The sequence below is a fragment of the Falsirhodobacter halotolerans genome (assembly GCF_022899245.1).
Lineage (GTDB): Bacteria > Pseudomonadota > Alphaproteobacteria > Rhodobacterales > Rhodobacteraceae > Falsirhodobacter > Falsirhodobacter halotolerans.
The window spans coordinates 531,060-557,512 of the sequence record NZ_JALJAZ010000001.1 but is presented as its reverse complement, the minus strand read 5'-3'; the positions used below and the strand labels follow the sequence as shown (position 1 = coordinate 557,512).

Here is a 26,453-nt window from a genome sequence, read left to right as displayed (position 1 = left end):
GGGGACAAACGATCAGCGATGCGCGGGGTTCCCGCAGGTCGGGCAGTCGTCGCGACGATGAACGGTCATCACCCGCGTTTCCATGTAAAGCGCGTCGAAGATCATCAGCCGGTTGCGCAAAGGCGTGCCCGCGCCCGCCAGACGCTTCACCGCCTCGGCGGCCATCATCCCGCCGATGATGCCCGGAAGGGGTCCCAGAACCCCCGCCTCGGCGCAGGAGGGGACAAGCCCCTCGGCCGGAATCTCGGGGAACACGCAGCGCAGGCAGGCCGAACCTGCGTCGGCATAAAGGCCGATCTGCCCCTCCCACTGCGTCAGGGCGCCCGAGATGAGCGGGCGCGAGACCCGCACCGCAAGGTCATTCGCCAGATACCGGGTGGCGAAACTGTCGGTTCCGTCCAGGATCAGGTCATGCGCGGCCACAAGGTCCGGCTCATCGGTCAGGTGGCGGGGCATCGCCTCCACCACGACATGCGGGTTGATCGCGCGCATCCGCGCCGCCGCGGACAGCGCCTTGTTCATGCCGATATGGGCGGTGTCGTGCACGACCTGGCGTTGCAGGTTGTGCACCTCCACCTCATCCCCGTCCATCACGGTGATATGGCCGATGCCCGCCGCCGCGAGATAGGGCAGCGCCCCGGCCCCAAGCCCCCCCGCGCCGATCACCAGAACGCGCGCCCGGCCCAGCCGCATCTGCCCCACGCCCCCCACTTCGCGCAGCAGCATGTGGCGGGAATAGCGGTGAAGCTCGGCCTCCGACAGCATCAGCCGGTCGATCCGAACCCGCCCGCCCCGCGCGCGGTCGTGCCGGAGAATTGGTCCACCACCGTCAGGGTCGGGCGCAGCACGGGCACGAACATCATCTGGGCCACCCGCTCGCCCGGCTCGACCACGATGGGGGCGCCGGTCGGGTTGCGGTTCCACAGGCTGATCTTCACCTCGCCGGTGTAATCCGAATCGATCAGACCGACGAGGTTGCCCAGAACCAGCCCCTTCTTGTGCCCCGAGCCCGAACGCGGCAGCACCAGCGCCGCCATGCGGTCGGTATCCATGAACAGCGCAAGGCCCGACGGGATCAGCGTCGCCGGGGCCCCGGCCGCAATCTCCATCGGGGCGTCGATGCAGGCGAACAGGTCCACCGCCGCCGAACCGGCGGTCTGATAGGCGGGGATGCCCCAGTCATGCACGCGCGGGTCAAGCACACGGATCTCTACGGTCGGGTCGGTCATCGGGCCTCCTGTCTTCGGCCCGGACGATAGGGCGTCGCGATGCCCCACGCAACCTCAGCCAAGGGCCGCCGCGATCTCCTCCGCCAGACGGCGGGCGACCTGATCCTTGGTCATGCGGGGCCACGGGGTGGTGCCGTCCGCGCGCAGGATCGTCACCTCGTTTTCCGTCCCGCCCATGATGCCCGTCGCGGGCGACACATCATTGGCCACGATCCAGTCGCAGCCCTTGCGGCGCAGCTTGTCCTGCGCGTGGGTCAGGACATCATGGGTTTCGGCGGCAAAGCCCACGACCAGACGGGGGCGGTTCTCCCCCCGGGAAACGGTTGCCAAGATGTCGGGGTTTTCGATCAGGGTCAGCGGGGCCGGCCCCTCGCCCGGACGTTTCTTCAGCTTGGCCGCGCCCGCCTCGGCCACGCGCCAATCGGCCACGGCGGCGGCGAAGATCGCCGCATCGGCCGGCAGTGCCGCCTGCACCGCCGCCAGCATCTGCGCCGCCGTTTCCACCCGCACCACCGCAGCCCCCGTCGGCGGCGGCACGGTGGCGGGGCCGGTCACGAAGGTGACGGTCGCGCCCAATCCCAGACAGGCCTGCGCCAACGCCGTCCCCTGCGCGCCCGAGGATCGGTTGGCGATGAAGCGGACGGGATCGATCGGCTCCTGCGTGGGGCCGGAGGTGATGAGGATGTGCCGCCCTGCCAAAGGCTGCGCGCCGAAGGACGCGGCGACGGCCGCCACGATCTCCATCGGTTCGGACAGGCGGCCGGGGCCGAATTCGCCGCAGGCCATCGCGCCATCGTCCGGGCCGACGAATCGGACGCCATCCGCCTTCAGCGTTGCGATGTTGCGCTGCGTGGCCGGGTGATCCCACATCCGCACATTCATCGCGGGGGCCACCAGCACCGGCGTATCCGTCGCCAGAAGAAGGGTGGAGGCAAGATCGTCCGCCCGCCCCTGCGCCATCTTGGCCATCAGATCCGCCGTCGCGGGCGCAACCACGATCAGATCGGCGGAACGGGAGAGTTGGATATGCCCCATCTCCGCCTCATCCGTCAGATCGAACAGATCGCGATAGACCTTGTGCCCGGCCAGCGCCGCCACCGACAATGGGGTCACGAACTCCTCCCCCGCGCGGGTCAGGACGGGCGTGACCGCGGCCCCACGATCGCGAAGGCGCCGGATCACCTCCAGCGCCTTGTAGGCGGCGATCCCGCCACCGATGATCAGAAGAATGCGTTTGCCTTTCATCATGGGCGCAACCATAGGCCGCGCCTGCGATCAAAGGAAGTGGTGAACCTCGCGGCTCTGCGTCTCAAGGCTGCGGCGCATCTTGGCGAAGGCGGCGGCTTCCAACTGGCGCACGCGCTCTTTCGACAGGCCCAGTTCCTCGCCCAAGGATTCCAGGGTGCGGGGCGCTTCGCGCAGCTTGCGCTCCGTCACGATGAAACGCTCGCGCGCGTTCAGGTTCTGGATGGCCGAAATCAGCCAGTTCCGCAAATAGGCGGCATCATGCGAACCTTCGACCTGCTCGGCCGCCTGCGCCGAATCGTCCTCCAGCGCGTCGATCCATTCGCGGCCATCCTCGTCCGACGATTGCGTGGCGTTCAACGAAAAGTCGGAGCCGGACAGACGGCCCTCCATCATCTCCACATCGGCCAGCGGCACGCCGACCTCGATGGCGATCATGTGGCGCAGCTGATGGCTGTCCAGCGATTCGCCCCGCGCCTCGGCCTCACGTTCCAGCTTGGCCTGCACGCGGCGCATGTTGAAGAACAGCGCCTTCTGGCTGGAGGTGGAGCCGGTCCGCACCATGGACCAGTTGCGCATGACGTAATCCTGGATCGAGGCCTTGATCCACCACACGGCATAGGTGGAGAAGCGCACCCCCCGATCCGGGTCGAACTTGTCGGCGGCTTTCATCAGGCCAAGGCTCGCCTCCTGGATCAGGTCGTTCATCGGCGCGCCATAGCGGCGGAATTTGGCCGCCATGGAAATCGCCAACCGCATATAGGCGGTGATCAGACGGTGGAGGGCTTTCTCATCGCGCTGGTCGCGCCAGGCATAGGCCAGCCGCAGTTCGGTTTCCGCATCCAGAAGTTCCGCTTTCATCGCCTTGCGCGACATCGTCTGATCGCTGAACATATCGAGTGGCATGAGACCCCTCTCCCTCTGCTTTTGTTTGATGGGGCTTGACCCCACGGTGTTCCGCCACATGTCCTGCCGTGGCGGATCCGGCTTTCTGATGGGGAAACGGGGGAAGCGCCGCTTTAGTTCCCCGAAAACTTCGGACAAGTAGCCTTTGCGCAGATTTTTCGGCGCTGGCCCCGAACCGGCGGGCGCGCGTTAACCTTTCTTAAACCAACATTTTCGTATGCCGGACGGACCTTGCCCGGAGTTTGCCATGGTTGCCCGCGCCTATACCGTCGCCTTTGAAGGGGTGGAGGCCCGGCTGGTGGAGGTGCAATGCGCCCTCTCCCCCGGTCTTCCGGCGTTTTCCATCGTGGGCCTGCCCGACAAGGCCGTGAGCGAGGCGAAGGAACGCATTCGCGCCGCGCTGGACACCATGTCCATCGCCCTTCCCTCGCGCCGGATCGCCATCAATCTGGCCCCGGCGCATCTGCCGAAGGAAGGATCGCATTTCGATCTGCCCATCGCGCTGGCCCTGCTGACGGCGATGGACATCGTGCCGGGGGATGACGTGGCGCGCACCGTATCCTTGGGGGAATTGTCGCTGGACGGTCGGCTGATGCCCGTGGCGGGGGCCCTGCCCGCCGCGATGACCGCCGCCGAAGGCGATCGCGCCCTGATCTGCCCGGAGGCCTGCGGGGCCGAGGCGGCCTGGGTCGGTGCCACGCAGGTTCTGGCCGCGCCCACGCTGACCCATGTCCTGCGCCACCTGACAGGGCAATCCCCCCTCGCCCCGGCCGAGGCGCTGCACATCGCCCCCGCCCCCACCGCCCGCGATTTTCGCGATGTGAAGGGGCAGGAACGGGCCAAGCGCGCGCTGGAGATCGCGGCGGCGGGGCGGCATCACCTGTTGATGGTGGGGGCACCCGGTTCGGGCAAGTCCATGCTGGCGGCGCGCCTGCCCGGCATCTTGCCGCCCTTGTCACCGATGGAGGCGCTGGAAACCTCCACCATCCATTCGGTGGCAGGGCTGCTGGACGGGGGATTGCGCCGCGACCGGCCGTTCCGCGCGCCTCATCACACCGCGTCGGTCCCGGCCATCACCGGCGGCGGGCGCGGCGCGAAACCGGGAGAGCTGAGCCTTGCCCATAACGGTGTCCTGTTTCTGGACGAGCTGCCCGAATTTCCCCGACAGGTGCTGGAAACCCTGCGTCAGCCGATCGAGACGGGGGAGATCATGGTCGCCCGCGCCAATGCCCATATCCGCTATCCCTGCCGGTTCCTGTTGGTGGCGGCGGCCAATCCCTGCCGCTGCGGGCATCTGGCCGATGCGGCCCGCGCCTGTTCGCGCGCCCCCGCCTGCGGCGAGGATTACATGGGCCGCATCTCCGGCCCCCTGATGGATCGGTTCGACATGCGGCTGGACGTGCCTTCGGTGCCGTGGTCCGATCTGGGGGGGGAGGCCACGGGCGAAACGTCCGCCACCATCGCCGAACGCGTGGCGGCGGCGCGCGCGGTCCAGACGGCGCGGCTCGAGGAAACCCACGCCCGCACCAATGCCGAGGCCGAAGGCGCCCTGCTGGAGGAGATCGCCACCCCCGACGCACAGGGTCAGGCGCTGCTGGCCCGGGTGGCCGACCGTTTCGGCCTGTCCGCGCGCGGGTATCACCGCATCCTGCGCGTGGCCCGCACCATCGCCGATCTGGACGGCAGCGCCGACGTCCGCCAGCCGCATGTGGCCGAAGCCGTCGGCTATCGCATCGCGGGCCAGAAGGCGCTTGCCTGAGGGCCCGGCACGCCCCAGATCATGGGGATGCCGATATTCCTCATCCTCGGGCTTATCGCCTTTTTTGTCCTGTCATGGTGGTGGCATCGCAGCCGCACCCTGACGCGCGACTGCCGCTGGCGCGAGGATCGGACGCGGGCAAGGGAAGGCGAGACCTTCTTTCACTGCGTCGCCTGCGGGGCGGAAATCCATCTACCCCAAGGTGCCGAACCGCGCGATTGCCTGCGCGTTCAGCAATAACGCTCGACAAAGGCCAGTTGGTGATCGCCATACCGATCCCCCGCCGCCCAACCGGGGGGCAGAAGGCGGTCGATCTCGGCCAGATCGGCCTCCGTCAGGTCGGGCACCTTTGCCCATTGGCGTAGATGGTCGGCGGTGCGGGTGCCCGGAATGGGGATGACGTGGTCCCACCGGCCCAGCACCCACGCCACGGCCACCGCCGCCACCGACCAGCCACGATCGTGGCAGAAGGCGCGGAACGGCGCGATGCGGGCCAGATTCTCGGCAAAATCCGCGCCGGTGAAGCGCGGGTTGGTGTGACGGAAATCCACGCCCGACCGGAAATCCTCACGCCGCAGCGGCACATCGCCGAACATGCCGCGCCCCAGGGGGGAAAAGGCGACAAAGGCCACACCGAGATCGGCCGTCGCCTGCAAGAGGCCCAGTTCCGGCTGGCGGGTCCACAGCGAATATTCGCTTTGCACCGCCGTCACCGGACATTCGGCATGGGCGCGGCGCAGGGTGGTGGGCGACACCTCGGACAGGCCCCAGCCGCCGATCTTGCCGTCCTCGATCAGACGGGACATGGTGCCCGCCACCTCCTCCACCGGCACGCCGGGATCGCGGCGGTGGATGTAATAGAGATCGACGTGATCGCGCTTCAGCCGGCGCAGCGATTCCTCAAGACAGGTGCGGATATAGGGTTCGGTGTTGTCCACGCTGCGGGGCGGGCCGCTGACGATGCCGCATTTGGTGGCGATGCGGGCGGCCCCGCCCCAGTCGCCGATGATCTGCTCGGACACGCCCATGCCATAGACGTTGGCCGTGTCGATCAGGTCGATCCCCGCCGCCACCGCCGCATCAAGACAGGCGCGCGACGTCGCCTCGTCCGTGGCGCCGAACATGCCGCCAAAGCTCATCGCGCCAAGGCCGATGGCCCCCACATCCGGGCCGTTCGCCCCCAACCGCCGTGTCCGCATCAGTCGTCCTTTCCAAAGGCCGCCCCCAAGGCGACCTCAACCATCCGGGGGAAACTGCGTTCGCGGGCCTCGGGATCAAGGCTTTCGCCTGTCAGAAGATGGTCCGACACCGTCAGCACCGCCAGCGCCCGCGCCTTGTGCCGGGCGGCTAGGGCGTAAAGCTCCGCCGCCTCCATCTCCACCGCCAGAACGCCGTGGCGGCGCATCTGTTCGCCCAAGTCGGGGCGTTCGTCGTAGAAGGTGTCGGAGGAATAGATCTGCCCCACATGCGCCTCGGGCGCCAAACCGGCCGCGCGGCGCAGCAGGCCGAAATCTGCGGTGGGTGCAAAAGACAACTCGCGGAAGATCGTCGCCGAGGGCCAGCCCGCATGGCAGGCCGACATCGCCAGAACCAGATCGCGGACCTTCACCTCCGGCTGCATCCCGCCCGCGCTGCCAATGCGGATCAGCGTCTTCGCCCCCGCCCGGATCAGTTCGTTGGCATAGATCGACAGGGACGGCATCCCCATCCCCGTGCCCTGCACCGTCACGCGATGCCCCCGCCACCCGCCGGTGAACCCCAACATGCCGCGAATGCCGTTCACCTGAACGGCGCCCTCCAGAAACGTCTCCGCCACCCATTTCGCGCGCAAGGGATCGCCGGGCAGCAAGACCGTCTCGGCAATCTCGGCATCCGGGTCGATGTGATAGGTCATGTCCGCTCCCATCCGGCAAGGTGGCGCAGACCTTGCGTCACGTCGGTGCGGATGGCCAGGCGCAATCCCGGCTCGTCCCCCGCCCGCAACGCCGCCAGAATCAGGCGGTGGTGCTGCGGCGGCTCGTTCCGGCGCAGGCGGGAATAGAGCGCGCGCATCGTCGGTCCCAGTTGCAGCCATACCGTTTCCGTCAACGCCAGCATCGCCGGGGCCTGCGCGCGCAAATAAAGGGTGCGGTGAAACTCCAGATTCGTGCGGATATAGGCAACGGCATTGCCCTTGGCCACCGCTTCGGCATTGGCGGTGTTGATCGCGGCCAGCCGGTCGATCAGCGCGAAATGCGCGCGGGGCAACGCGCGGGACGCCAGCTCCGGTTCCAGAAGCGCGCGGATCGCGGCCAGTTCCTCGATCCGGTCGGGCGACAGGGCGGGTGTCGCCACCCGGCCGGAGGAGGAGAGCGTCAGCGCCCCCTCGGCCACCAGCCGCCGCACCGCCTCGCGCGCGGGGGTCATGGAGACACCATGCTCCTTGCCGATGCCGCGCAGGGTCAGCGCCTGACCGGGGGCCATCTCGCCATGCATGATGGAGGTGCGCAGCGTGCGATACACCCGTTCATGCGCGGCGGGCGTGTTGGGCAGGATCGACATGGCAGGCGGAACGGGCGGGATCATGCGAAGCGCCAGGCGTGCAGCCCCTCCCCCCCCGGGCCGCGCAGCCAGGCGCGTCGGGGGGCGTAATCGGGGCACAGCCGCGCCACCACCGCCCAGAAGGCGGGCGAATGATTCATCTGGTCCAGATGCGCCACCTCATGCGCCGCCACGTAATCCAGCACCTCGGGCGGGGCGAGGATCAGCCGCCACGAGAACATCAACGCCCCATCCGCCGTGCAGCTTCCCCAGCGGCTGCGCGTGTCGCGCAGCGTCAGCCGGGTGTAGCGCAGGCCGATGGTGGCCGCATGGCGGTCGCAGGCGGTGGCCAGACGGTCGCGCGCCAGACCCCGCAGCCAACCCTGAACCCGCGGCCCCGGCGCGGGTCCGGGCACGCAGAGCGCGTCCCCCTCCACCCGCACCCGCCCTGTGGCGGAGGTCACGATCCGCGCCCGCCCCTCCACCGGCAGGGCGGTGCCCCAAGTGACCGGCTGCCCGGCGGGCAGATCGTCCATCACCCCGCGCAGCCAGTCGGCATGACGGCCGGCAAAGGCCAACGCCTCGGCCACCTTGGCGCGCGCGGGCACCGACAGCGTCACCCGCCCGTCCAACCGCGACACACGCAGCGAAAATCGCCGCGCCCGCGCCGAACGGCGCAGGATCAGCGGCACATCCGGCAATCCCGGAACATGAAGCGGCAGGGTCATATCCATCACGGCCCAGACTATCCTTGCAATTCCCGCCCGTAACCCCCAATTCCCTTGGGTCCGAAAGCCTTTGACACTTGCGTCGCGCTGTGGCAAGCGACGGCGACCTTTCGCACCAGCCAGCCCTTGAAGGATATGACATGCCCAAAGAGGAATGGGGCACGAAGCGGCTTTGCCCCACCACCGGCAAACGCTTCTATGACCTGAACCGCACGCCCATCGTCAGCCCCTACACGGGCGAGATCGTGGATATCGAAAGCGCCCGGCGCAAAGCGGCCTCGGCCGTGATTTCGCGCGTCAGCGCGGAAAAGGAAGACACCAACCTGACCGAAGAGCTGGACGGCGACGACCTGCTGGACGACGATTCGACCAACGAATCGGAGATCGACGACGATCTGCTGGAAGATGACAGCGACGACAACGTCTCGCTGGACGAACTGGCCGACGTGGCGGGCGACGAAGACGAAAGCTGATATGAAAAAGGTTCGGGCGAGGTGCGATTTTTCCTCTTGCACCCTGCCCGCACCTCTCATAGAAGGCCCGAGCAGACCGGGACCAACACGGAAACGGGACGCACTCCGGTGGGGTCATAGCTCAGTTGGGAGAGCGCTTGAATGGCATTCAAGAGGTCGGCGGTTCGATCCCGCCTGGCTCCACCAAAATAACAAAAGGCCGTCCCTCGGGGCGGCCTTTGTTCGTTCAGCCCTGCGGCGTCATCGCCTTGCGCGGCTGGTTGCGCTCCAGCCCCAACCGCCGCTCGCGCCAGATGATCAGGCAGCCCGACGCGATGATCAGCGCGGCCCCGCCCAGCATGGTCATGGTCGGCACCTCGGAAAACACGACATAGCCGATGATCAGGGCGAACAGCATCGAGGCATAGTCGAACGGCGCGATGAGCGAAGCGTCTGCCTCGCGGAACGCCTGCGTCATGAAAATCTGCGCCGTCCCGCCCAACAGCCCCGCCACGATCAGCAATGCCGTGAACCCCCATCCCGGCCACACCCAGCCATAGGGGATCGTGGCCAAGGACAGCACGGTGGAAGTCAGCGAGAAATAGAAGACGATGGACGACGTCGTCTCGATCGCGACCATCTTGCGGATGAACACCGCCGCCAGCGCCCCAAACACCGCCCCCGTCAGCGCCAGCATCGCGCCCAGGGCCGCCGCATCGTCCATCGCCCCCGGCCCCACGGTCATGTTGGGGGCCAGAACGATCATCACCCCCACCAGCCCGATCATCACCGCCGTCATGCGAAAGGCGCGCACATCCTCGCCCAGAAACATCGCGGCGAAGATCACCGTCAGCAGGGGCGCGGCATAGCTGAGCGCCGTCGCCTCGGGCAGCGGCAGATAGGCCAGCGCGGCAAAGCCGAAGCCCATCGCCATCGTGCCCGCAAGGCCGCGCCAGACATGGCCCATCAGATTCTGCGCCTTCAACCCGGTGCGCAGTTCGTGCCGCATCGCCAGCCAGACCAGTATGACCGGAATGGCGAAGGCCGACCGGAAGAACACGGCCTGCCCCGGCGGCACCTCGTCCGAAGTAGCCTTGATGATCGACGCCATTACGATGAAAAGCAGAACCGAACAGACCTTCAGGGCGATCCCGCGCATGGGGCGGGCTGGAACGGGGGGCATGGCGATCTTTCGTCTTGTGCCCCGCCACTCCACATCGTTTCCCCCCAAGGTGCAAGAGGAGCATGAGCATGACGATCCAGAACCGCATCGCGCAAGGGCGCGGCACCACCCCCGCCGATCTGGTCCTGAAGGGGGGCCGGATCTTCGATCTGATGACCGGCGATCTGGTGGCGGGCGATGTCGCCATCTGCGGCGACACCATCGTCGGCGTGTTCGACACCTATGACGGCGTGCGGGAGATCGACTGCACGGGGCGCATTCTGGTGCCCGGCTTCATCGACACGCATCTGCACATCGAATCGTCGCTGGTCACCCCGTTCGAATTCGACCGCTGCGTGACCCCGCGCGGCATCACCACGGCGATCTGCGACCCGCATGAATTGGCGAATGTCTGCGGGGCGGCGGCGTTCGACTACTTCCTTGGGGCGGCCGACCGGCTGGTGATGGATCTGCGGGTGAACCTATCCTCCTGCGTGCCCTCCACCCATATGGAAACCGCGGGGGCGGCGCTGATGGCGGCGGACCTCGCCCCCTATGCCGACCACCCCCGCGTGATCGGGCTGGCCGAGTTCATGAATTTCCCCGGCGTGCTGCACGCCGATCCCGACTGCATTGCGAAACTGGAGGCGTTTCAGGGTCGCCATATCGACGGCCATGCCCCGCTTCTGTCGGGGCGCGACCTGAACGGCTATCTTTCCGCCGGCATCCGCACCGAGCATGAGGCGACGACGGAAGAAGAGGCGCTGGAGAAGCTGCGTAAAGGCATGCGCATCCTGATCCGCGAGGGGTCGGTTTCGCGTGACATGATGGCGCTGGCGGGGGTGCTGACTGAACGCACCTCGCCCTATATCGCGCTGTGCACCGACGACCGGAACCCGCTGGACATCGCCGAACACGGCCATATCGACCATATGATCCGCAGCCTGATCGCCGCCGGATGTCCGCCGCTGGCCGTTTACCGTGCGGCCACCCTTTCGGCGGCCGAGGCGTTCGGCCTGAAGGACCGCGGCATGATCGCACCGGGCCGCCGGGCCGACATCGCGGTGATCGACACGCTGGAAAGCTGCCGCGCGCATATGGTGATCGCGGGCGGGGTCGTCGCGGACGAGGCCGCCTTCGCCGCGCGCGAGGGCCTTCCCGCCGTCGCCCGCCATTCCGTCAAGGCCCCGCATGTGCGGGCCGAGGATTTCCGTCATTCCTCCACCTCGGACACCCTCTCCGTCATCGGCATCCGTCCGGGCCAGATTCTGACCGATCACCGCCGCGCCGACATTCCCGACCATCACGGCGACCGCCGCCCCGATCCGGCCCGCGACCTGATCCGCATCGCGGTGGTGGAACGGCACGGGCACAACGGCAACATCGCCACGGGCGTCGTGCAGGGGTTCGGCCTGACACGAGGGGCCATCGCCTCCACCGTCTGCCACGATCACCACAACATCGCCGTGGTGGGGGCGGATTACGACGACATGGCGCTGGCCGTGAACCACCTGTCGCGGATCGAGGGCGGCTTTGCCGTCGTGGCGAATGGCGAGGTTCTGGCCGACCTGCCCCTCCCCCTTGGCGGGCTAATGAGCCTTGAGCCGTTCGAGATCGTGCGCGACCGCCTGATCGACCTGCGCCGTGCGGCCAGATCGCTGGGCGTGGTGCTGGACGAGCCGTTTTTGCAGCTGGCCTTCCTGTGCCTGCCGGTGATTCCGCATCTGAAGATCACCGATCACGGGCTGGTGGACGTGGACGCCTTCCGGCTGCTAGGCCCGTCCTGATTGCGGCGACAGCAGCAAGGGATCGACGCCCAGCGCGTCCAGATGCTGCGCCCATTTCCGCCCGTCCTCGGGCGCGAAGATCAGATCGGCCGAGGCGGCGGGCAGCATCAGCCAGTCGTTGCGGGCGATCTCCTCCTCCAGCTGTCCCGGCCCCCACCCGGCATAGCCCAGGGCCAGAAGCGCCCGGTCCGGCCCCTGCCCCCGCGCCATGGCCTGAAGGATGTCGATCGTGGCGGTCATCTTGAACCCGCCCTCGATCTCCAGCGTCGGCCCTTCGGCCTCGTAATCGCCCGAATGCAGCACGAAGCCCCGCCCGCGTTCGACGGGGCCGCCCAGATGCACGCGGATGTCGCGCCCCTCGGGGGAAAGGGGGATTTCCAGCTGTTCCAGCAGGTCGCCGAATGCCAGATCCTCGGCGGGTTTGTTCACGATGATGCCCATGGACCCGTCGTCGGAATGGGCGCAGATCAGGACGACGGAATGGTCGAACCGGTCATCGCCCATATGGGGCATCGCAATCAGAACCGCGCCGGCAAGGGTCAACTCATCACTCATGCCCTTGATGTATTCGCGCAACCCGCCCCTGCAAGGGAGGCCGCTTCGCCCAAACGTGATTTCTATTTCGGGGGCTTCGGCGTCATGGTCCGGCCCATGCTGATCCGTGCCCTTATCGCCCCGTTCCTTCTGGCGTCCCTTGTGGCGGCGCCCGCCCTTGCCGCCCCCCCGCCCGTGGCGGGCGAGATCCTGCCGGGATGGCAGGAACCGGACGGCGCGCGGATGGTGGCGGTACGCCTGTCGCTGGCGCAGGGGTGGAAAACCTATTGGCGCAGCCCGGGCGATGCGGGCATCCCCCCCGATTTCGACTGGTCTGGATCGCAGAACGTGAAATCCGTGCGGCTGCATTGGCCCACCCCGTCGATCTTTCGCACGAACGGGATGCGCACCATCGGCTATCACGACGAACTGATCCTGCCGGTGGAGGTGGTGCCACAGGACCCCGCGCGCCCGATCCGCCTGAACGCGGAACTGGACATGGGCGTGTGCCGCGATGTCTGCATTCCCGCCACGGTGGACCTACGGGCCGATCTGTCGGGACAGGGCGCGCCGGACGCCCGCATCCAGACCGCCCTCGCCCACCGTCCCGCCACCGCGCGCGAGGCGCGGCTGGCTAATCTGACCTGCACGGTCACCCCCATCGACGACGGTCTGGCCATCACCGCGCGGATGACCCTGCCCGCGCAGGGCGGGACGGAGCTTGTGGTGATCGAACCCGCCAACCCCGCCATCTGGGTGTCGGAGACGCGGACCACCCGCCAGGGCAGCACCCTGACCGCCACCGCCGACATGGTCGGCCCGACGAACGCGCCCTTCGCGCTTGATCGTTCCTCCCTGACCGTCAGCGTTCTGGGCGACGGGCACAGCGTGGAAACGCGGGGCTGCCCGTCGAACTGACGCTTGGGGTCAGCGCCCTTCGGTCAGGCGGGGCAGGATTTCCACCAGATTGCAGGGGCCGTTCGTCGCATCGAACTGGTGGACGAGGATCTCCGTCCACGCATCGCGCACCGCGCCCGAACTTCCCGGCAGGGCGAACATATAGGTGCCGTTGGCGATCCCCCCCGTCGCGCGGGACTGGATGGCCGAGGTGCCCACCGTGCGCATCGACACCATGGCAAAGACCGACGCAAAAGCCTCGATCTCCTTTTCATAAACGTCGCGATGCGCCTCCACCGTCACGTCGCGGCCCGTCAGGCCGGTGCCGCCGGTGGACAGGACCACCTCAACCGCCGGATCGTCGGCCCAGGCGCGCAGGCGGTCCGCGATGCCCGCGCGGTCGTCGCGGCTCATGACGCGGTCGTGGACGATATGGCCCGCGCCCTCGATCAGTTCGGCCAGAACCTTGCCGGATTTGTCCGTCTCCAGCGTCCGGGTGTCCGAGATGGACAGGATCGCGATGCGCAGCGGGCGGAAGGGGGTGTCGTTCATGTCAGTCTCGCCTGTATGTCCAGAAGGTCGGCCCAAGCCTCGCGCTTGGCGGCCGGATTGCGCAGAAGATAGGCGGGATGCAGCATCGGGCGAACCGGAAGGCCGAATCCCTCATGCCATGTGCCCCGCAGACGGGTGATGCCGGTCTTGCCCAGAACCGCCTGCGCCGAGGTGTTGCCCAGCACGATCAGAAGATCGGGGGCCGCCAGTTCGATATGGCGCGACAGGAAGGGCCGCATCATCGCCACCTCCTCTTTCGTAGGGTCGCGGTTCTGCGGCGGACGCCACGGCATGACATTGGTGATATAGACCGCGCGGGTGATGTCGGGATTGTCGCGGGCAAGACCGATCGCCGCCAGCATCCGGTCCAGCATCTGACCCGCACGGCCCACGAAGGGACGGCCTTGCATATCCTCGTCCCGGCCCGGCGCCTCGCCCACGATCATCACGCGCGCCCCGGCCCGCCCGTCGCAGAAGACGGTGTTGCGCGCGCCGCGTTTCAGCTCGCAATGCGGATAATCGGCCACGACCTCTGCCAGCGTCTCAAGATCGGGGGCGGCGGCGGCCATCGCGCGGGCCTCGGCCACCGGGTCGGGGGCCTCCACCACCACCGGCGGGGCGGCGACCGGGGTGGGTTTGGGGGCCACGGCCTCCAGCTCATACCGGTTCAGCGGCGCGTCGCCCACCACGTCCAGCACGCCCAGATCGACCTGCCAGGCCAGCATCGCCGCCGCCGTCTCGAAGTCCAGATCGCACGCATCCCGTTCCATGGCCGCGACACTAGAACCACGGGCCTGCGGGAACAAGGCTTGTCGCATCGCCGCCGGGTTCCTATAAGCGCCCCGACACCCCCGGACAGGAGTCCCCCGATGAGTTTTCGCGCCCGCCACCTGCTGGGGATCGAACACCTCGCCCCGGACGAGATTCTGGCCGTTCTGGATCTGGCCGACCAATATGTCGAGATGTCGCGCCGCACGGTGAAACGGTCGAACACGCTGGCGGGCATGACCCAGATCAACATGTTCTTTGAAAACTCCACCCGCACCCAGGCCAGCTTCGAACTGGCGGGCAAGCGGCTGGGGGCCGACGTGATGAACATGTCCGTCGCCCAATCCTCGGTGAAAAAGGGCGAGACGCTGATCGACACGGCGCTGACGCTGAACGCGATGCACCCCGATCTTCTGGTGGTGCGGCACGGGTCCAGCGGGGCGGTGAACCTGCTGGCGGAAAAGGTGAACTGCGCGGTCCTGAACGCGGGCGACGGGCGGCACGAACACCCCACGCAGGCGCTTCTGGACGCGCTGACCATCCGCCGCGCCAAGGGCCGGATCAACGGCCTGACCGTGGCCATCTGCGGCGATATCCAGCACAGCCGCGTGGCCCGGTCGAACATGCTGCTTCTGGGCAAGATGACCAACACCGTCCGGTTGGTGGGGCCGCCCACGCTCATGCCCTCGGGCGTGTCGGAATTCGGGATCGAGGTGTTCGACGACATGCGCGCCGGGCTGGACGGCGCGGATGTGGTGATGATGCTCCGCCTGCAGAAAGAGCGCATGGACGGGGGCTTCATTCCGTCCGAACGCGAATACTACCACCGCTACGGGCTGGATGCGGAAAAGCTGTCCTTCGCCAAGGACGACGCCATCGTCATGCATCCCGGCCCGATGAACCGCGGGGTGGAGATCGACGGCACCATCGCCGACGACATCAACCGCAGCGTCATTCAGGAGCAGGTGGAGATGGGCGTGGCCGTGCGCATGGCCTGCATGGACCTTCTGGCCCGCAATCTGCGCGCCGAACGCGGGGCGAAGGCCTCGGGGGTGATGGCATGAACGAACCGCTTCTTCTGGCGGCCGCCGCCGCGCTGGCTGGCCTGATCATCGGCTGGGTCCTGCGTCGCCCCGACCCGCGTCCCGCGCAGGATCTGGCGCGGCTGCAGGCCGATCACGCGGGCCTGACGCGCGCCAAGGACGAGATCGCCGCCAACCTGACCGAGGAGCGCCGCCATGTCGGCACCCTGCGCGAGGATAACGGCACCCTGACCGCCCGCGTCGCCACGCTGGAAAGCGAATCCCGCGCCGCCGACCGCCGCGCCACCGACATCGACGCCCGCCACCGCGCCACGCTTGAGGCATTCGAGACGACCCGCAGCCAGCATCACGCGGCACAGGTGGAACTGTCGCATCTGAACACCCTATTGGAGCGGGAACGCATCGCCGCGCAGGAAAAGATCGAGCTTCTGTCCGCCGTGCGCGAGGATATGGAGGCGCGCTTCAAGCAGCTGGCCACCGACAGCCTGCGCCTGAACGGCGAGGAAAGCGGCAAGCGGCTGGAGGCGGCCCTGGCCCCCCTGAAGCAGCATGTCGAACATTTCCAGACCGAACTGCGCAACGTCCATGACGGCGCGCTGAAGGACCGCGCGGCCCTGAAGACCGAGATCGAAACCCTGACCCGCCGCTCCGAACAGGTCAGCCGCGAGGCGGTGAACCTGACCCGCGCGCTGAAGGGCGACAAGCAGCGGCAGGGTGCGTGGGGGGAGATGATCCTCGAATCCCTTCTGGAACGGTCGGGCCTGCGCAAGGGCGAGGAATACCATATCCAGCAGTCCCACACCGACCACGAGGGCGCGCGCTTTCGCCCCGACGTGATCGTGCACATGCCCGACGGCAAACGGCTGGTGATCGACAGCAAGGTGAGCCTTGTCGATTACGAGACCTGCATCAACGCCGAGGACGAGGCCGAGGCCGCGCTGGCCCGCACCCGGCATGTCCGCGCCCTGCGCAACCACATCACCACGCTGGCCGACAAGGATTACACCCGCATGGTGGACGGGTCGGTCGATTACGTCGTCATGTTCATCCCGATCGAAGGGGCGCTGTCCGAGGCGCTGCGCGAGGTGGGCGACCTGACGACCATGGCGTTCGAGAAATCGGTGACCATCGCCACCCCCACCACCCTGATGATGGCGCTGCGGACCATCGCCAATGTCTGGACGGTCGAACGCCGCAACCGCAACGCCGAGGCGATCGCCGACCGCGCGGGGCGGCTTTACGAAAAGGTCGCCGGGTTCGTGGACGACATGGAAAAGGTCGGCCGCAATCTTGGCGCGGCGCAATCGTCTTACAACGACGCGATGGGCAAACTGTCCTCGGGGCGCGGCAACGTCCTGTCGCAGTTGGAGACGATGAAGACCTTGGGCGCGCGGACCCAAAAGACCTTCCGCACCGATTTCGACCATGACGATCAACCGGCACTTACCAACGATGCGGCGCAATGACATGATTCACCTGACCAACGCCCGCCTGATCGACCCCGAGGGGATGACCGACGCGATCGGATCGCTCACCCTTGAGGGTGGGATGATCGTTGCCCGCAACGCCTCTGCCCCCGACGGGGCGGAGGTGATGGACTGCGGCGGCAAATGCCTGGCCCCCGGCCTGATCGACATGGGCGTGCATATCGGGGAACCCGGCGCGCGCCACAAGGAAAGCTTTCGCAGCGCGGGCATGGCGGCGGCCAAGGGCGGGGTCACCACCCTGATCGCCCGCCCCGACACCGCCCCCGTGATCGACACGCCGGAACTGCTGGAATTCGTGACGCGACGCGCGGCCGAAGCCTCGCCCGTGCGTGTCCGCCACATGGCCGCTTTGACCAAGGGCCGCGCAGGGCGCGAGATGACCGAGATCGGCTTTCTGCTGGACGCGGGCGCCGTCGCCTTCACCGATGCCGAGGCGGTCTGCACCGACACGAAGGTTCTGAACCGCGCGCTGACCTATGCCCGCAGCCTTGGCGCGCTGGTGATCGGCCATCCGCAGGAACCGGGCCTGTCCAGGGGCGCGGTGGCGACGAAGGGCAAGTTCGCGTCGCTGCGCGGCCTGCCCGACGTGCATCCGATGGCCGAACGCATGGGGTTCGACCGCGACATGGCGCTGGTGGAGATGACGGGCGCGCGCTATCACGCCGATCAGATCACCACCGCCCGCGCCCTGCCCGCACTGGAACGCGCCAAAGCCAACGGGTTGGACGTGACGGCGGGCGTGTCGATCCACCACCTGACGCTGAACGAGTTGGACGTCGGCGATTACCGCACCTTCTTCAAGCTGACCCCGCCCCTGCGGTCCGAGGATGACCGCACGGCGTTGATCGCGGCGGTGGCGTCGGGCCTGATCGACATCATCGGATCGCATCACATGCCGCAGGACGAGGAATCCAAACGCCTGCCGTTCGAGGATGCGGCGGCGGGCGCGGTGGGGCTGGAGACCTTGCTGCCGGCGGCGATGCGCCTTTACCACGCGGGCGCGCTGACCCTGCCGGAGCTGTTCCGGGCGATGGCGCTGAACCCCGCGCGCCGTCTGGGGTTGCCGCAGGGGCGGCTGGCCGTGGACAGCCCCGCCGATCTGGTGCTGTTCGATCCCGACGCGCCCTTCGTGCTGGACCGGTTCGCCCTGCGGTCGAAATCCAAGAACACGCCCTTCGACGGGCAACGGATGGAGGGGCGGGTTCTGGCCACCTTCGTCGCCGGACGAAAGGTCTATGATGCCGATCTTTGAAACCGCCCTGTCGCTGCTGATCGCGGCGGCCGTTTTCGGCTATCTTCTGGGGTCGGTGCCGTTCGGCATCGTCATCACCCGCGCCTTCGGCCTGGGCGATCTGCGCAAGATCGGGTCGGGCAATATCGGGGCCACGAACGTGCTGCGGACGGGCAACAAACCCGCCGCCGCCGCAACGTTGATCCTTGATGCCGCCAAAGGCGGGATCGCGGTGCTGATCGTGCGCGCGGTCATCGGGCCGGATGCGGCGCAGGTGGCGGCCTTCGCGGCGTTCCTCGGCCACCTTTATCCCGTGTGGCTGGGCTTTCGCGGCGGCAAGGGGGTCGCGACCTTCCTTGGCACGTTTCTGGCGCTGTGCTGGCCGGTGGGGCTTTTGTGCTGCGGGACGTGGCTGGTGATGGCGATGCTGTTCCGCATCTCCTCGCTCGCCGCATTGGTCGCGGCGGCGATGGCGCCGGTCTGGATGGTGGTGATCGGAGAGGTGCACATGATCGCGCTGGCGGTCCTGCTGGCGGCGCTGGTCGTTTTGCGCCACCACACCAACATCGCCCGCCTGCGCGCCGGCACCGAACCGAAGATCGGCGCGAAGAGGTAACGCCCCGACCTACAGAACCGTGGCGGCGTAGACGCGGGTCAGATCGCCGTCCCATTCCCCGCGATAGGCGGCGATCAGATCGTCCGCCGGAACGCGGCCCGTGGCGATGCTATCCTCCAAAGGCGCAAGGAACGCCTCCTCCCCCAAGCCCCGCGCGGCAAGGCCGCCGATGGACAGGCGCAGCGCCTCGCGCGCCAGATCGTGCAGGCGCACGCCCCCCGCCTCCCCCTGCAGGGCCGAGACGGAGGCTGCAACCCGCAGCCCCTCGCGCGTGGCGGCGTCGAAATGCTTCACCAGATCCCAGGCCGCATCCAGCGCGGCCCCGTCATACATCAGCCCAACCCAGAAGGCGGGCAGCGCGGTCATCCGGTCCAGCGGGCCACAATCGGCGCCCCGCATCTCGATATAGGTTTTCACCCGCGCCTCGGGGAACACCGTCGTCATGTGGTCGGCCCAGTCCGACAGGGTGGGCTTCTCCCCCGGCAGGGCGGGCAGTTCGCCTTTCAGGAAGTCGCGGAACGACTGGCCCAGCGCGTCGATATACCGCCCGTCGCGATAGACGAAATACATCGGCACATCGAGCACCCAATCGACATAGCGCTGAAAGCCCATCCCGTCTTCGAACGCGAAGGGGATCATGCCGGTGCGCGAATCGTCGAGACCGCGCCAAATGCGCGACCGCCAGCTTTTATGCCCGTTCAGCGCGCCGTCGAAGAAGGGCGAGGACGCGAACAGCGCCGTCGCCACCGGCTGCAACGCCAATCCGACGCGCAGCTTCTTCACCATGTCCGCCTCGGACGCGAAATCGAGGTTCACCTGGACCGTGGCGGTCCGATACATCATCTGCGTGCCATGCGTGCCCACGCGGCCCATGTAATCGGTCATCAGGCGATAGCGGCCCTTGGGCATGACCGGCATATCCTCGTGCCGCCAGATGGGCGCGGCCCCGATGCCAAGAAACCGGCTGTCGCCCTGCACCTCGGCCAATTCGGCCAGATGCGTGTCGATCTCGGCCTGCGTCTCGTGCAGGGTTGCCAGCGGCGCGCCCGACAGTTCGAACTGCCCGCCGGGTTCGAGCGAGATGCTGGCCCCGTTGCGGTTCAGGCCGATCAGCTTGCCGCCCTCCTCCACCCGGTTCCAGCCGAAGCGGGTCAGCGCCTCCATCAGGTCGCGGATCGTGTCATAGGGCAGCGGGCGCTGGTCGGGGGTGATGCCGAACTTCTCATGCTCGGTGCCGATGCGCCAACGGTCGGCGGGCTTGCAGCCCGTCTCCATCAAGGCGGCGAGTTGGGAGAAATCTTCGATCGGGCCGCCGCCCTGCTGGGGAATGGACATCTGGGCCTCGATCACATCATGGAGTGACTGACCTGTCGCTTCGGAGGGGGCAAGTCAAGCCCCCGCGGCCCGCCAATCGCCCAATGCCATCTGCCAAAGGGTCATCGCCGCCACCGCCGCCGTGTCGGCGCGCAGGATTCGTGGGCCAAGACCCACCGGCACGACCTGCGCCATCCCACGCAATCGTGTGCGTTCGGCGTCCGAGAAACCGCCCTCCGGCCCGATCAGGATGGCCCACGGCCCGGCCCCCGCTGCCCGCAGCCCCGCAGGGTCCGGGGTCAGCGTCTCATCCGCCCACAGGATCCGGCGGTCGTCCCACCCGTCCAGCAGCCGGTCCAGCGGGGTCAGGTCCGCCACCTCGGGCACGAAGGTGCCGCCGCATTGCTCCGCCGCCTCCACCGCATGGGCCTGAAGCCGGTCCTGCCGGATGCGGTCGGCGTTGGTGAACCGGGTCTGCACCGGCACGATCCGCGCGGCCCCCATCTCGGCCGCCTTTTCGACGATGAAATCGGTGCGGGCCTTCTTGATGGGCGCGAACAGAAGCCACAGGTCGGGCGGGGTCTGAAGGGGCCGGGTCCGCGCCTCGGCCCGCAGGGTGCCGCCCCGCTTGCCCGCACGGGTCACCACCGCGCGCCATTCGCCGTCGCGCCCGTTGAACAGCAGAATCGCCGCGCCGACCGGCTGACGCATCACCCCGAACAGGTAATGGGCCTGATCGGCGGTCAGGTCGATTTCGGCCCCCTCCTGCAGGGGGGCCAGGACATGCAATCGGATCTTTGGCTCGCTCATGCCCCCTTGCTAACGCCTTGGCGCGGCGCGCGCCATAGCCTAGACCATGGGCGAACTGCGGGAGACGAGCATGACGAACAGCGGACAGGTGGCCGACGCCGTGATGGGCAACTGGGTGGATCGCAACGCCCCCGCCCGCTGGCGCCCCTATCTGCGCCTGTCGCGGGCCGACCGCCCGGCGGGCACGTGGCTGCTGCTGATCCCGTGCTGGTGGGGCTTGGCCATGGCGGCGGGCATCGACGGGCTGCGCCTGTTCGACCTGTGGATCGCGGTCGCCTGCGCGGCGGGGGCCTTCCTGATGCGGGGGGCGGGCTGCACCTGGAACGACCTGACCGACCGCGATTTCGACGCCGCCGTGGCGCGCACCCGCTCGCGCCCCCTGCCCTCGGGTCAGGTCACGCCGAAACAGGCGGCGGTCTGGATGGTGGTGCAGACCGCCATCGCCGGGGCGATCCTTCTGACGCTGGGCGGCACGGCGATCCTTTTGGGGCTGGCGGCGCTGATCCCCGTCGCGGTCTATCCCTTCGCCAAACGGTTCACCTGGTGGCCGCAGGTGTTTCTGGGCATCGCCTTCAACTGGGGCATCCTGCTGGCCTGGGCCGCGCATGGAACGCCGCTGGGCTGGGGGACGCTGGCGCTTTACGCCTCGGGCCTTGTCTGGACGCTGTTCTACGACACGATCTATGCCCATCAGGACACCGAGGATGACGCCCTGATCGGGGTGAAATCCACCGCGCGCCTGTTCGGGGCGGCCTCGCCCCTGTGGCTCGTGGCGTTCCTGATCCTGTCGTCGGGGTTGATGGCCGTGGCGGCGCTGCTGGCGCTGACGGGGGCGGCGTTGGCTGCGGGGCTTCTGGCGGCGGCGGCCTTCGCCGCGCACATGGTCTGGCAGATGACGCGGCTGGATATCGACGACCCACACACCTGCCTCACGCTTTTTCGATCCAATCGTGATGCGGGATTGGTCGCTGCGCTGTTTCTCGCCGGTGCCGCCCTGGTGTAATTGAAGGGCGAACGGGCGGGGCGTAAACCTTCCCCCCGCGCCCAAAGGAGTCCGTCGATGCCCATATCCCGCAAAGTGATCATTCCCGCCTTCTTTCTGGGGGCCGCGGGTCTGGCCGCCGGGGGGGCGACGGTTGCGGCGAACATTCTGGGCGACCGGTCGCAGACCGCCGTCACCGAACGGCTGGCCGAAGAGGGGCTGACCTTCGCCCAAGCGCGCGCCGACGGGCTGAACGTCCACCTGACCGGCACGGCCCCGGATGAGGCGACGCGCTTTCGCGCCGTGTCGGTCGCGGGCGGCGTGGTCGACAGCGCGCGCATCCGCGATGAGATGTCGGTCCTGCCCACCCGCGCGGTGGAGGCACCCCCCTTCCTGATGGAGATGCTGCGCAACGACGAGGGCGTGTCCCTGATCGGCCTGATCCCCAAATCGTCCGAGGCGATGCTGGCCGACACGGCCGCGCTGGTCGGCGGCGGCGTGCAGGTGTCGGACATGCTGGAAACCGCCGATCACGCCGCGCCCGACACGTGGAACGCGGCGATGAACTTTGGTATCGAGGCGTTGAAGCTTCTCCCCCGTTCCAAGATCTCGGTCGGGCCGGATCACGTGCGGGTGGAGGCGATTGCCGACGACGCCCAGCAGAAGGCCCAGTTCGAGACGCGGCTGGCCGCGCTGGCCTCGGACGCCATCACCATCGACATCGACATCGCCGCCCCGCGCCCGGTGCTGACCCCCTTCGCGCTGCATGTGGAAAAGGGCGAGAAGGCCAGCACCCTGCAGGTCTGTTCCGCCACGGACGAAAGCCAGCGCGACACGATCCTGGCCGCGGCCGAGCCGCTGGGTCTGGGAGATGCGGCCTGCACGATCGGGCTGGGCGCGCCGTCGGCCCAATGGGGGGATGCGGCGGTGGCGGGGCTGGCCGCGCTTGCCCGTCTGCCGCAGGGCGATCTGCAGATGTCGGATGCCGACATCCTGCTGACCGGCCAACCGGGAATGGACCGCGCCGCCTTCGACACCGTGGTGGCCGATCTGACCCGCGCCCTTCCGGCGGGTTTCTCGCTCACCTCCACCCTGCCGCCCGCGCCCGAAGCGGTGGCCGAGATGGCGGACCGCTTCACCGCCGAGGTCACACCCACGGGCGAGGCGCGGATCGACGGCCCCGTCCGCGACGCGCTGGGGCAGGAAGCCGTGCTGTCCTTCGCCCGCGCGCAATTCGGCGCGGATGTCGTGACAGGAGAGCCGGCGGTGAAGGCCGACGTGCCGTCCGGCTGGACCAAACGCGTGCTGGCGGGCCTTCAGGGACTGGCGCTTCTGGAGCACGGCACCCTGACCGTCACCCCCGACCGGCTGGACATCGCGGGCATCACCGGATCGCGCGCGGCGGAAGGCGAGATCACCCGCCTTCTGACGCAGGAACTGGGCGACATGGCGGGGTTCGAGGTGAACGCCACCTATGACGAGGATCTCGACCCTTATGCCGCGCTGCCTCTGCCCGAGGTGTGTCTGGACCGGATCGCCAGCGCGATGGCCCGCCAGAAGATCAGCTTCGCCCCCGGATCGGCGGAAATCGAGGGCGCGGCCTATCCCACGCTCGACGCCCTGACCCAGACGCTTCTGGATTGCAGCAATCTCAGCTTCGAGGTGCGCGGCTATACCGACAGTCAGGGCAGCGACGCGGGCAATCAGGCCCTGAGCCAAGCGCGGGCCGAGGCGGTGATGGTCGCCCTGCAGGGCCGCCGCGTGCCCGCCGAGCGCCTGACGGCCGTCGGCTATGGCGAGGCGGACCCCATTGCCGACAACGCGACCGAGGACGGACGCGAGGCGAACCGGCGGATCGAGTTCCACCTGACCGATGTGGCCCCCGACCCCAACGCCGCGCCCCTGCCGCCCGAACCCATGCCCCAAGAGCCGCGCGGCGCCGCCGCCGCCGTGGCGGGCGTGACGGGTCTTGTCCTGCCGGAGGAGGAGTTGCTGAGCATCCCCGCCGAACTGGTGGACGGGTCGGGCGATGGCGACCCCACCGCCACCGAGTTCGACGACACGCCGGCGGACGGGGAGGCTTCGGACGCGGAATCGGTTGACGCCGAACCCTCTTTCGCGCCAACAGAACAGACCGACCGGCCCGAACGCAGGCCCGAGGACGACAACTGACGCACGAGGCGCCCCTTGGACCGATCCACCCTGATCCTTTCCACGACGGCCATTCTTTTCGTGGCCTTCGCCCTGGGGTGGTTCGCCCGCTGGCTCATGACCCGCCTGTCGCCCATCGAGAACGGCCGCATCGATGAGGTGGACCGGCTGGCGCAGGCCCTGCACGACGCCGAGGAAACCCGCGATCAGGCCATCGTCTATGCCCAGGAGCGGGAACGCGAACTGATGGCCCAGGTCGGTCAGGCCGAGGCGGAGTTCCGCGCCGTCATGGAAGCCTTGGGCGAATCGCGGGCCGAGGTCGAGGCGATGCAGACCGAGATCGAGCGCCTTCAGGCCTGACGGCGGATTCCCCTCGACGGGGGGCGGCATCGGCCCTACTCTTTCCGGGTCATCCCCCATAGGCTTTCCCACCCCGTGTATCTTGAAATCCTGATCGTTGCCGCCCTGATCGTCATCAACGGCGCCTTGGCCATGTCGGAACTGGCCGTCGTGTCCGCCCGCCCCGCCCGCCTGCGCGGCATGGCCGAAGGCGGCAGCACGGGGGCCGAAACGGCCATGCGGCTGGCCGCCGATCCAGGGCGGTTCCTGTCCACCGTGCAGATCGGCATCACGCTGGTGGGGGTTCTGTCGGGCGCGTTTTCCGGCGCGACGCTGGGCGCGCGGTTCGCGCGGTTTCTGGGCGAACAGGGCGTGCCCGCCGCCGACACGCTGGGCGTGGGCGCGGTGGTGGTGCTGCTGACCTATCTTTCGCTGATCGTGGGGGAACTGGTTCCCAAGCAGATCGCGCTGAAAAACCCCGAGGCGGTGGCGGCCAAGGTGGCCCCTGCCATGAACATCCTGTCGCGGGTGGCGGCCCCGGTCGTGTTCGTCCTCGATTTGTCGGGCCGCACCGTCCTGAAGCTGCTGCGCGTGGAATCCGAGGAAAAGAACCGCGTGACCGAGGAAGAGGTCCGCACCATCCTGGCCGAGGCGCATGTGGACGGGGTGATCGAGACGGGCGAACGGCACATGCTGACCGGGGTCATGCGTCTGGCCGACCGGGCCGCCTCGCAGTTGATGACCCAGCGGCGCGACGTGATCTCCGTCGATCTTGAGGCGGCGTCCGAGGAGGTGCTGGAGGTCATCCGCACCTCGCGCCGCGCCCGCCTGCCCGTGCGGCGGCGCGAGACGGACGAATATGTCGGCGTCCTTTATGTGACCGACGCCTTCGCCGCCCTGTCGCGGGGCGAGACGCTGAACGTCGGCGCCCTGCTGCGTGAGGTTCCCGTGATCTCGGACGCGGCGGATGCGCTGAACGTGATCGAGATCCTGCGCGCCTCGCCCAACCACATGGCGCTGGTCTATGACGAATATGGCAGCTTCGAGGGGATCATCACCACCGGGGACATCCTTGAGGCGATCACCGGCGTGTTCCGGGAAGACATTGCCGATGAACCCGCCATCACCGAACGCGAGGACGGGTCCTATCTCGTGTCGGGCTGGATGCCGGTCGACGAGTTTTGCGAGATGCTGAAGATTCCGCAGGATCTGGCCGGGGATTACGAGACGGTGGCGGGCCTGATGCTGAACCAGCTGCGCCGGATGCCCGCGCAGGGCGATTGCTTCACACGCGAAGGCTGGCGGTTCGAAGTGGTGGATCTGGACGACCGGCGCATCGACAAGATCCTTATCGCCCGCGTCGCGGAAGACTGAAAAACCCCCCGGTCGCAGGACCGGGGGGTTTTCGATTACTGCACCTGGCTTTCCAGCGCCGGGCGGCTGGACGCGATCTCGATCCGGCGGGGCTTCAGCGCCTCCGGCATCTCGCGCACCAGGTCGATATGCAGCATCCCGTGTTCATGGGTGGCCCCCGAAACGCGGACATGATCGGCCAACGCAAAACGGCGGTCGAAGGCGCGGGTGGCGATGCCGCGATGCAGGAACGCGCGGTCCCCGTCCTCATCCTTGCGGCGGGCGGAGATGTGCAGCGCGTTGTCCTTCACCTCCACCGACAGATCGTCGGGGGTGAACCCGGCCACGGCGAGGGAAATGCGATACGCGTTCTCGGCCGTCTTTTCGATGTTGTAGGGGGGATAGCTGGGCTGCGCCACGTCGGCGCTCAGCGCACGGTCCATCAGGTCGGTGATGCGATCAAAGCCGACCGTGGCCCGATACAGGGGGGCGAAGTCATAACCACGCATGGTGTCATCCTTGTTCAAGCGATGTGGGTGGCCCCCCGGATGGGTCCGGCGGGGCGGTTCGAATGCGCCGACCCGAACA

Annotated in this window: 27 protein-coding genes and 1 tRNA gene; 13 read left to right on the top strand and 15 right to left on the bottom strand. The window is 68.0% G+C overall.

Annotated elements, in window-relative coordinates; genetic code table 11:
* Nucleotides 1-12 precede the first annotated feature (12 nt).
* The 4 genes from MU449_RS03065 to MU449_RS03050 are packed head-to-tail and all read right to left on the bottom strand — an operon-like array spanning nucleotide 13 to nucleotide 3,380.
* Nucleotides 13-765, bottom strand: coding sequence for a HesA/MoeB/ThiF family protein (locus tag MU449_RS03065; RefSeq protein WP_342345635.1), 753 nt, complete (start codon nucleotides 763-765; stop codon nucleotides 13-15).
* Complete coding sequence (dut, locus tag MU449_RS03060) at nucleotides 765-1,229, bottom strand: dUTP diphosphatase (RefSeq protein ID WP_244736545.1); 465 nt, start codon at nucleotides 1,227-1,229, stop codon at nucleotides 765-767. The genes MU449_RS03065 and dut overlap by 1 nt, the downstream gene beginning before the upstream one ends.
* Before the next feature lie 54 nt (nucleotides 1,230-1,283).
* Complete coding sequence (gene coaBC / locus MU449_RS03055; protein ID WP_244736544.1) at nucleotides 1,284-2,477, bottom strand: bifunctional phosphopantothenoylcysteine decarboxylase/phosphopantothenate--cysteine ligase CoaBC; 1,194 nt, start codon at nucleotides 2,475-2,477, stop codon at nucleotides 1,284-1,286.
* A gap of 27 nt (nucleotides 2,478-2,504) precedes the next feature.
* A complete protein-coding gene (locus tag MU449_RS03050; protein WP_244736543.1) occupies nucleotides 2,505-3,380 on the bottom strand; it encodes an RNA polymerase factor sigma-32 in 876 nt (291 codons plus the stop codon).
* 247 nt (nucleotides 3,381-3,627) lie between these two features.
* On the opposite strand from MU449_RS03050, the gene MU449_RS03045 reads away from it, so the two are divergent.
* On the top strand, nucleotides 3,628-5,139 hold the full coding sequence (locus MU449_RS03045) for a YifB family Mg chelatase-like AAA ATPase (protein ID WP_244736542.1): 1,512 nt from the start codon (nucleotides 3,628-3,630) through the stop codon (nucleotides 5,137-5,139).
* A gap of 230 nt (nucleotides 5,140-5,369) precedes the next feature.
* Here the strand turns inward: MU449_RS03045 and MU449_RS03040 are convergent, their stop codons facing one another.
* The 4 genes from MU449_RS03040 to MU449_RS03025 are packed head-to-tail and all read right to left on the bottom strand — an operon-like array spanning nucleotide 5,370 to nucleotide 8,381.
* Entirely contained in the window at nucleotides 5,370-6,338 is a 969-nt protein-coding gene (locus MU449_RS03040; RefSeq protein WP_244736541.1) for an aldo/keto reductase, read from the bottom strand.
* Nucleotides 6,338-7,033, bottom strand: a complete 696-nt coding sequence (gene deoD / locus MU449_RS03035; protein ID WP_244736540.1) for a purine-nucleoside phosphorylase — start codon at nucleotides 7,031-7,033, stop codon at nucleotides 6,338-6,340. The genes MU449_RS03040 and deoD overlap by 1 nt, the downstream gene beginning before the upstream one ends.
* A complete protein-coding gene (locus tag MU449_RS03030) occupies nucleotides 7,030-7,680 on the bottom strand; it encodes a GntR family transcriptional regulator (RefSeq protein WP_244738947.1) in 651 nt (216 codons plus the stop codon). Before MU449_RS03030 ends, deoD begins: the two co-directional genes overlap by 4 nt.
* Nucleotides 7,681-7,700: 20 nt before the next feature.
* Nucleotides 7,701-8,381 carry a M48 family metallopeptidase gene (locus MU449_RS03025; RefSeq protein ID WP_244738945.1) on the bottom strand — a complete coding sequence of 227 codons (681 nt, stop codon included), beginning with the start codon at nucleotides 8,379-8,381 and terminating at the stop codon, nucleotides 7,701-7,703.
* Nucleotides 8,382-8,527: 146 nt separating this feature from the next.
* On the opposite strand from MU449_RS03025, the gene MU449_RS03020 reads away from it, so the two are divergent.
* Together MU449_RS03020 and MU449_RS03015 are read left to right on the top strand one after the other, a co-directional pair.
* Nucleotides 8,528-8,860: a TIGR02300 family protein gene (locus tag MU449_RS03020; protein WP_244736539.1), complete on the top strand. Its 333-nt coding sequence runs from the start codon at nucleotides 8,528-8,530 to the stop codon at nucleotides 8,858-8,860.
* A 110-nt stretch (nucleotides 8,861-8,970) separates the two neighbouring features.
* Nucleotides 8,971-9,046 (top strand) — tRNA-Ala (locus MU449_RS03015).
* A gap of 40 nt (nucleotides 9,047-9,086) precedes the next feature.
* Here the strand turns inward: MU449_RS03015 and MU449_RS03010 are convergent.
* Nucleotides 9,087-10,022 carry a DMT family transporter gene (locus MU449_RS03010; RefSeq protein WP_244736538.1) on the bottom strand — a complete coding sequence of 312 codons (936 nt, stop codon included), beginning with the start codon at nucleotides 10,020-10,022 and terminating at the stop codon, nucleotides 9,087-9,089.
* A 62-nt stretch (nucleotides 10,023-10,084) separates the two neighbouring features.
* Between MU449_RS03010 and ade the strand changes: the two genes are divergently transcribed.
* Nucleotides 10,085-11,788 carry an adenine deaminase gene (gene ade / locus MU449_RS03005; RefSeq protein WP_244736537.1) on the top strand — a complete coding sequence of 568 codons (1,704 nt, stop codon included), beginning with the start codon at nucleotides 10,085-10,087 and terminating at the stop codon, nucleotides 11,786-11,788.
* Here ade and MU449_RS03000 read toward each other — a convergent pair.
* Nucleotides 11,774-12,331, bottom strand: coding sequence for a YqgE/AlgH family protein (locus MU449_RS03000; RefSeq protein ID WP_244738944.1), 558 nt, complete (start codon nucleotides 12,329-12,331; stop codon nucleotides 11,774-11,776). The genes ade and MU449_RS03000 overlap by 15 nt on opposite strands.
* Nucleotides 12,332-12,439: 108 nt before the next feature.
* Between MU449_RS03000 and MU449_RS02995 the strand changes: the two genes are divergently transcribed.
* Complete coding sequence (locus MU449_RS02995) at nucleotides 12,440-13,240, top strand: protein-disulfide reductase DsbD domain-containing protein (protein WP_244736536.1); 801 nt, start codon at nucleotides 12,440-12,442, stop codon at nucleotides 13,238-13,240.
* Between the two features lie 9 nt (nucleotides 13,241-13,249).
* Here MU449_RS02995 and MU449_RS02990 read toward each other — a convergent pair whose 3' ends face one another.
* The gene (locus MU449_RS02990; protein ID WP_244736535.1) at nucleotides 13,250-13,771 is read right to left on the bottom strand and encodes a molybdenum cofactor synthesis domain-containing protein; all 522 of its coding nucleotides are present in this window, start codon (nucleotides 13,769-13,771) and stop codon (nucleotides 13,250-13,252) included.
* Nucleotides 13,768-14,541 carry a uracil-DNA glycosylase gene (locus MU449_RS02985; RefSeq protein WP_244736534.1) on the bottom strand — a complete coding sequence of 258 codons (774 nt, stop codon included), beginning with the start codon at nucleotides 14,539-14,541 and terminating at the stop codon, nucleotides 13,768-13,770. Before MU449_RS02985 ends, MU449_RS02990 begins: the two co-directional genes overlap by 4 nt.
* A 99-nt stretch (nucleotides 14,542-14,640) precedes the next feature.
* Here MU449_RS02985 and MU449_RS02980 point away from each other — a divergent pair, with 99 nt between their 5' ends.
* Genes MU449_RS02980 through plsY form a run of 4 tightly spaced genes read left to right on the top strand, consistent with a single transcriptional unit; the run spans nucleotide 14,641 to nucleotide 18,916 of the window.
* Nucleotides 14,641-15,603, top strand: coding sequence for an aspartate carbamoyltransferase catalytic subunit (locus tag MU449_RS02980; RefSeq protein ID WP_244736533.1), 963 nt, complete (start codon nucleotides 14,641-14,643; stop codon nucleotides 15,601-15,603).
* The gene (locus MU449_RS02975) at nucleotides 15,600-17,048 is read left to right on the top strand and encodes a DNA recombination protein RmuC (protein WP_244736532.1); all 1,449 of its coding nucleotides are present in this window, start codon (nucleotides 15,600-15,602) and stop codon (nucleotides 17,046-17,048) included. Before MU449_RS02980 ends, MU449_RS02975 begins: the two co-directional genes overlap by 4 nt.
* Before the next feature lies 1 nt (nucleotide 17,049).
* On the top strand, nucleotides 17,050-18,321 hold the full coding sequence (gene pyrC, locus MU449_RS02970; protein WP_244736531.1) for a dihydroorotase: 1,272 nt from the start codon (nucleotides 17,050-17,052) through the stop codon (nucleotides 18,319-18,321).
* Nucleotides 18,308-18,916, top strand: coding sequence for a glycerol-3-phosphate 1-O-acyltransferase PlsY (gene plsY / locus MU449_RS02965; RefSeq protein WP_244738943.1), 609 nt, complete (start codon nucleotides 18,308-18,310; stop codon nucleotides 18,914-18,916). Before pyrC ends, plsY begins: the two co-directional genes overlap by 14 nt.
* A 9-nt stretch (nucleotides 18,917-18,925) precedes the next feature.
* On the opposite strand, the gene MU449_RS02960 is transcribed toward plsY, so the two are convergent.
* Both MU449_RS02960 and MU449_RS02955 read right to left on the bottom strand, forming a co-directional pair.
* Nucleotides 18,926-20,251, bottom strand: coding sequence for a glutamate--cysteine ligase (locus MU449_RS02960; RefSeq protein WP_244736530.1), 1,326 nt, complete (start codon nucleotides 20,249-20,251; stop codon nucleotides 18,926-18,928).
* A 54-nt stretch (nucleotides 20,252-20,305) separates the two neighbouring features.
* Nucleotides 20,306-21,040, bottom strand: coding sequence for a 16S rRNA (uracil(1498)-N(3))-methyltransferase (locus MU449_RS02955; RefSeq protein WP_244736529.1), 735 nt, complete (start codon nucleotides 21,038-21,040; stop codon nucleotides 20,306-20,308).
* 70 nt (nucleotides 21,041-21,110) lie between these two features.
* Here MU449_RS02955 and ubiA point away from each other — a divergent pair, with 70 nt between their 5' ends.
* The 4 genes from ubiA to MU449_RS02935 all read left to right on the top strand — a co-directional run bounded on the left by ubiA (nucleotide 21,111) and on the right by MU449_RS02935 (nucleotide 25,886).
* Nucleotides 21,111-22,043 (top strand): 4-hydroxybenzoate octaprenyltransferase, encoded by a 933-nt coding sequence (gene ubiA, locus MU449_RS02950; RefSeq protein ID WP_244736528.1) that lies wholly within the window; start codon nucleotides 21,111-21,113, stop codon nucleotides 22,041-22,043.
* Nucleotides 22,044-22,100: 57 nt separating this feature from the next.
* Nucleotides 22,101-24,194 (top strand): OmpA family protein, encoded by a 2,094-nt coding sequence (locus MU449_RS02945; RefSeq protein ID WP_244736527.1) that lies wholly within the window; start codon nucleotides 22,101-22,103, stop codon nucleotides 24,192-24,194.
* A 15-nt stretch (nucleotides 24,195-24,209) separates the two neighbouring features.
* Nucleotides 24,210-24,533, top strand: coding sequence for a hypothetical protein (locus MU449_RS02940; RefSeq protein WP_244736526.1), 324 nt, complete (start codon nucleotides 24,210-24,212; stop codon nucleotides 24,531-24,533).
* A 75-nt stretch (nucleotides 24,534-24,608) separates the two neighbouring features.
* Nucleotides 24,609-25,886, top strand: a complete 1,278-nt coding sequence (locus MU449_RS02935) for a hemolysin family protein (RefSeq protein WP_244736525.1) — start codon at nucleotides 24,609-24,611, stop codon at nucleotides 25,884-25,886.
* 35 nt (nucleotides 25,887-25,921) lie between these two features.
* Here the strand turns inward: MU449_RS02935 and MU449_RS02930 are convergent, their stop codons facing one another.
* Nucleotides 25,922-26,374 carry an Hsp20 family protein gene (locus tag MU449_RS02930; protein ID WP_244736524.1) on the bottom strand — a complete coding sequence of 151 codons (453 nt, stop codon included), beginning with the start codon at nucleotides 26,372-26,374 and terminating at the stop codon, nucleotides 25,922-25,924.
* Nucleotides 26,375-26,453: the final 79 nt, after the last annotated feature.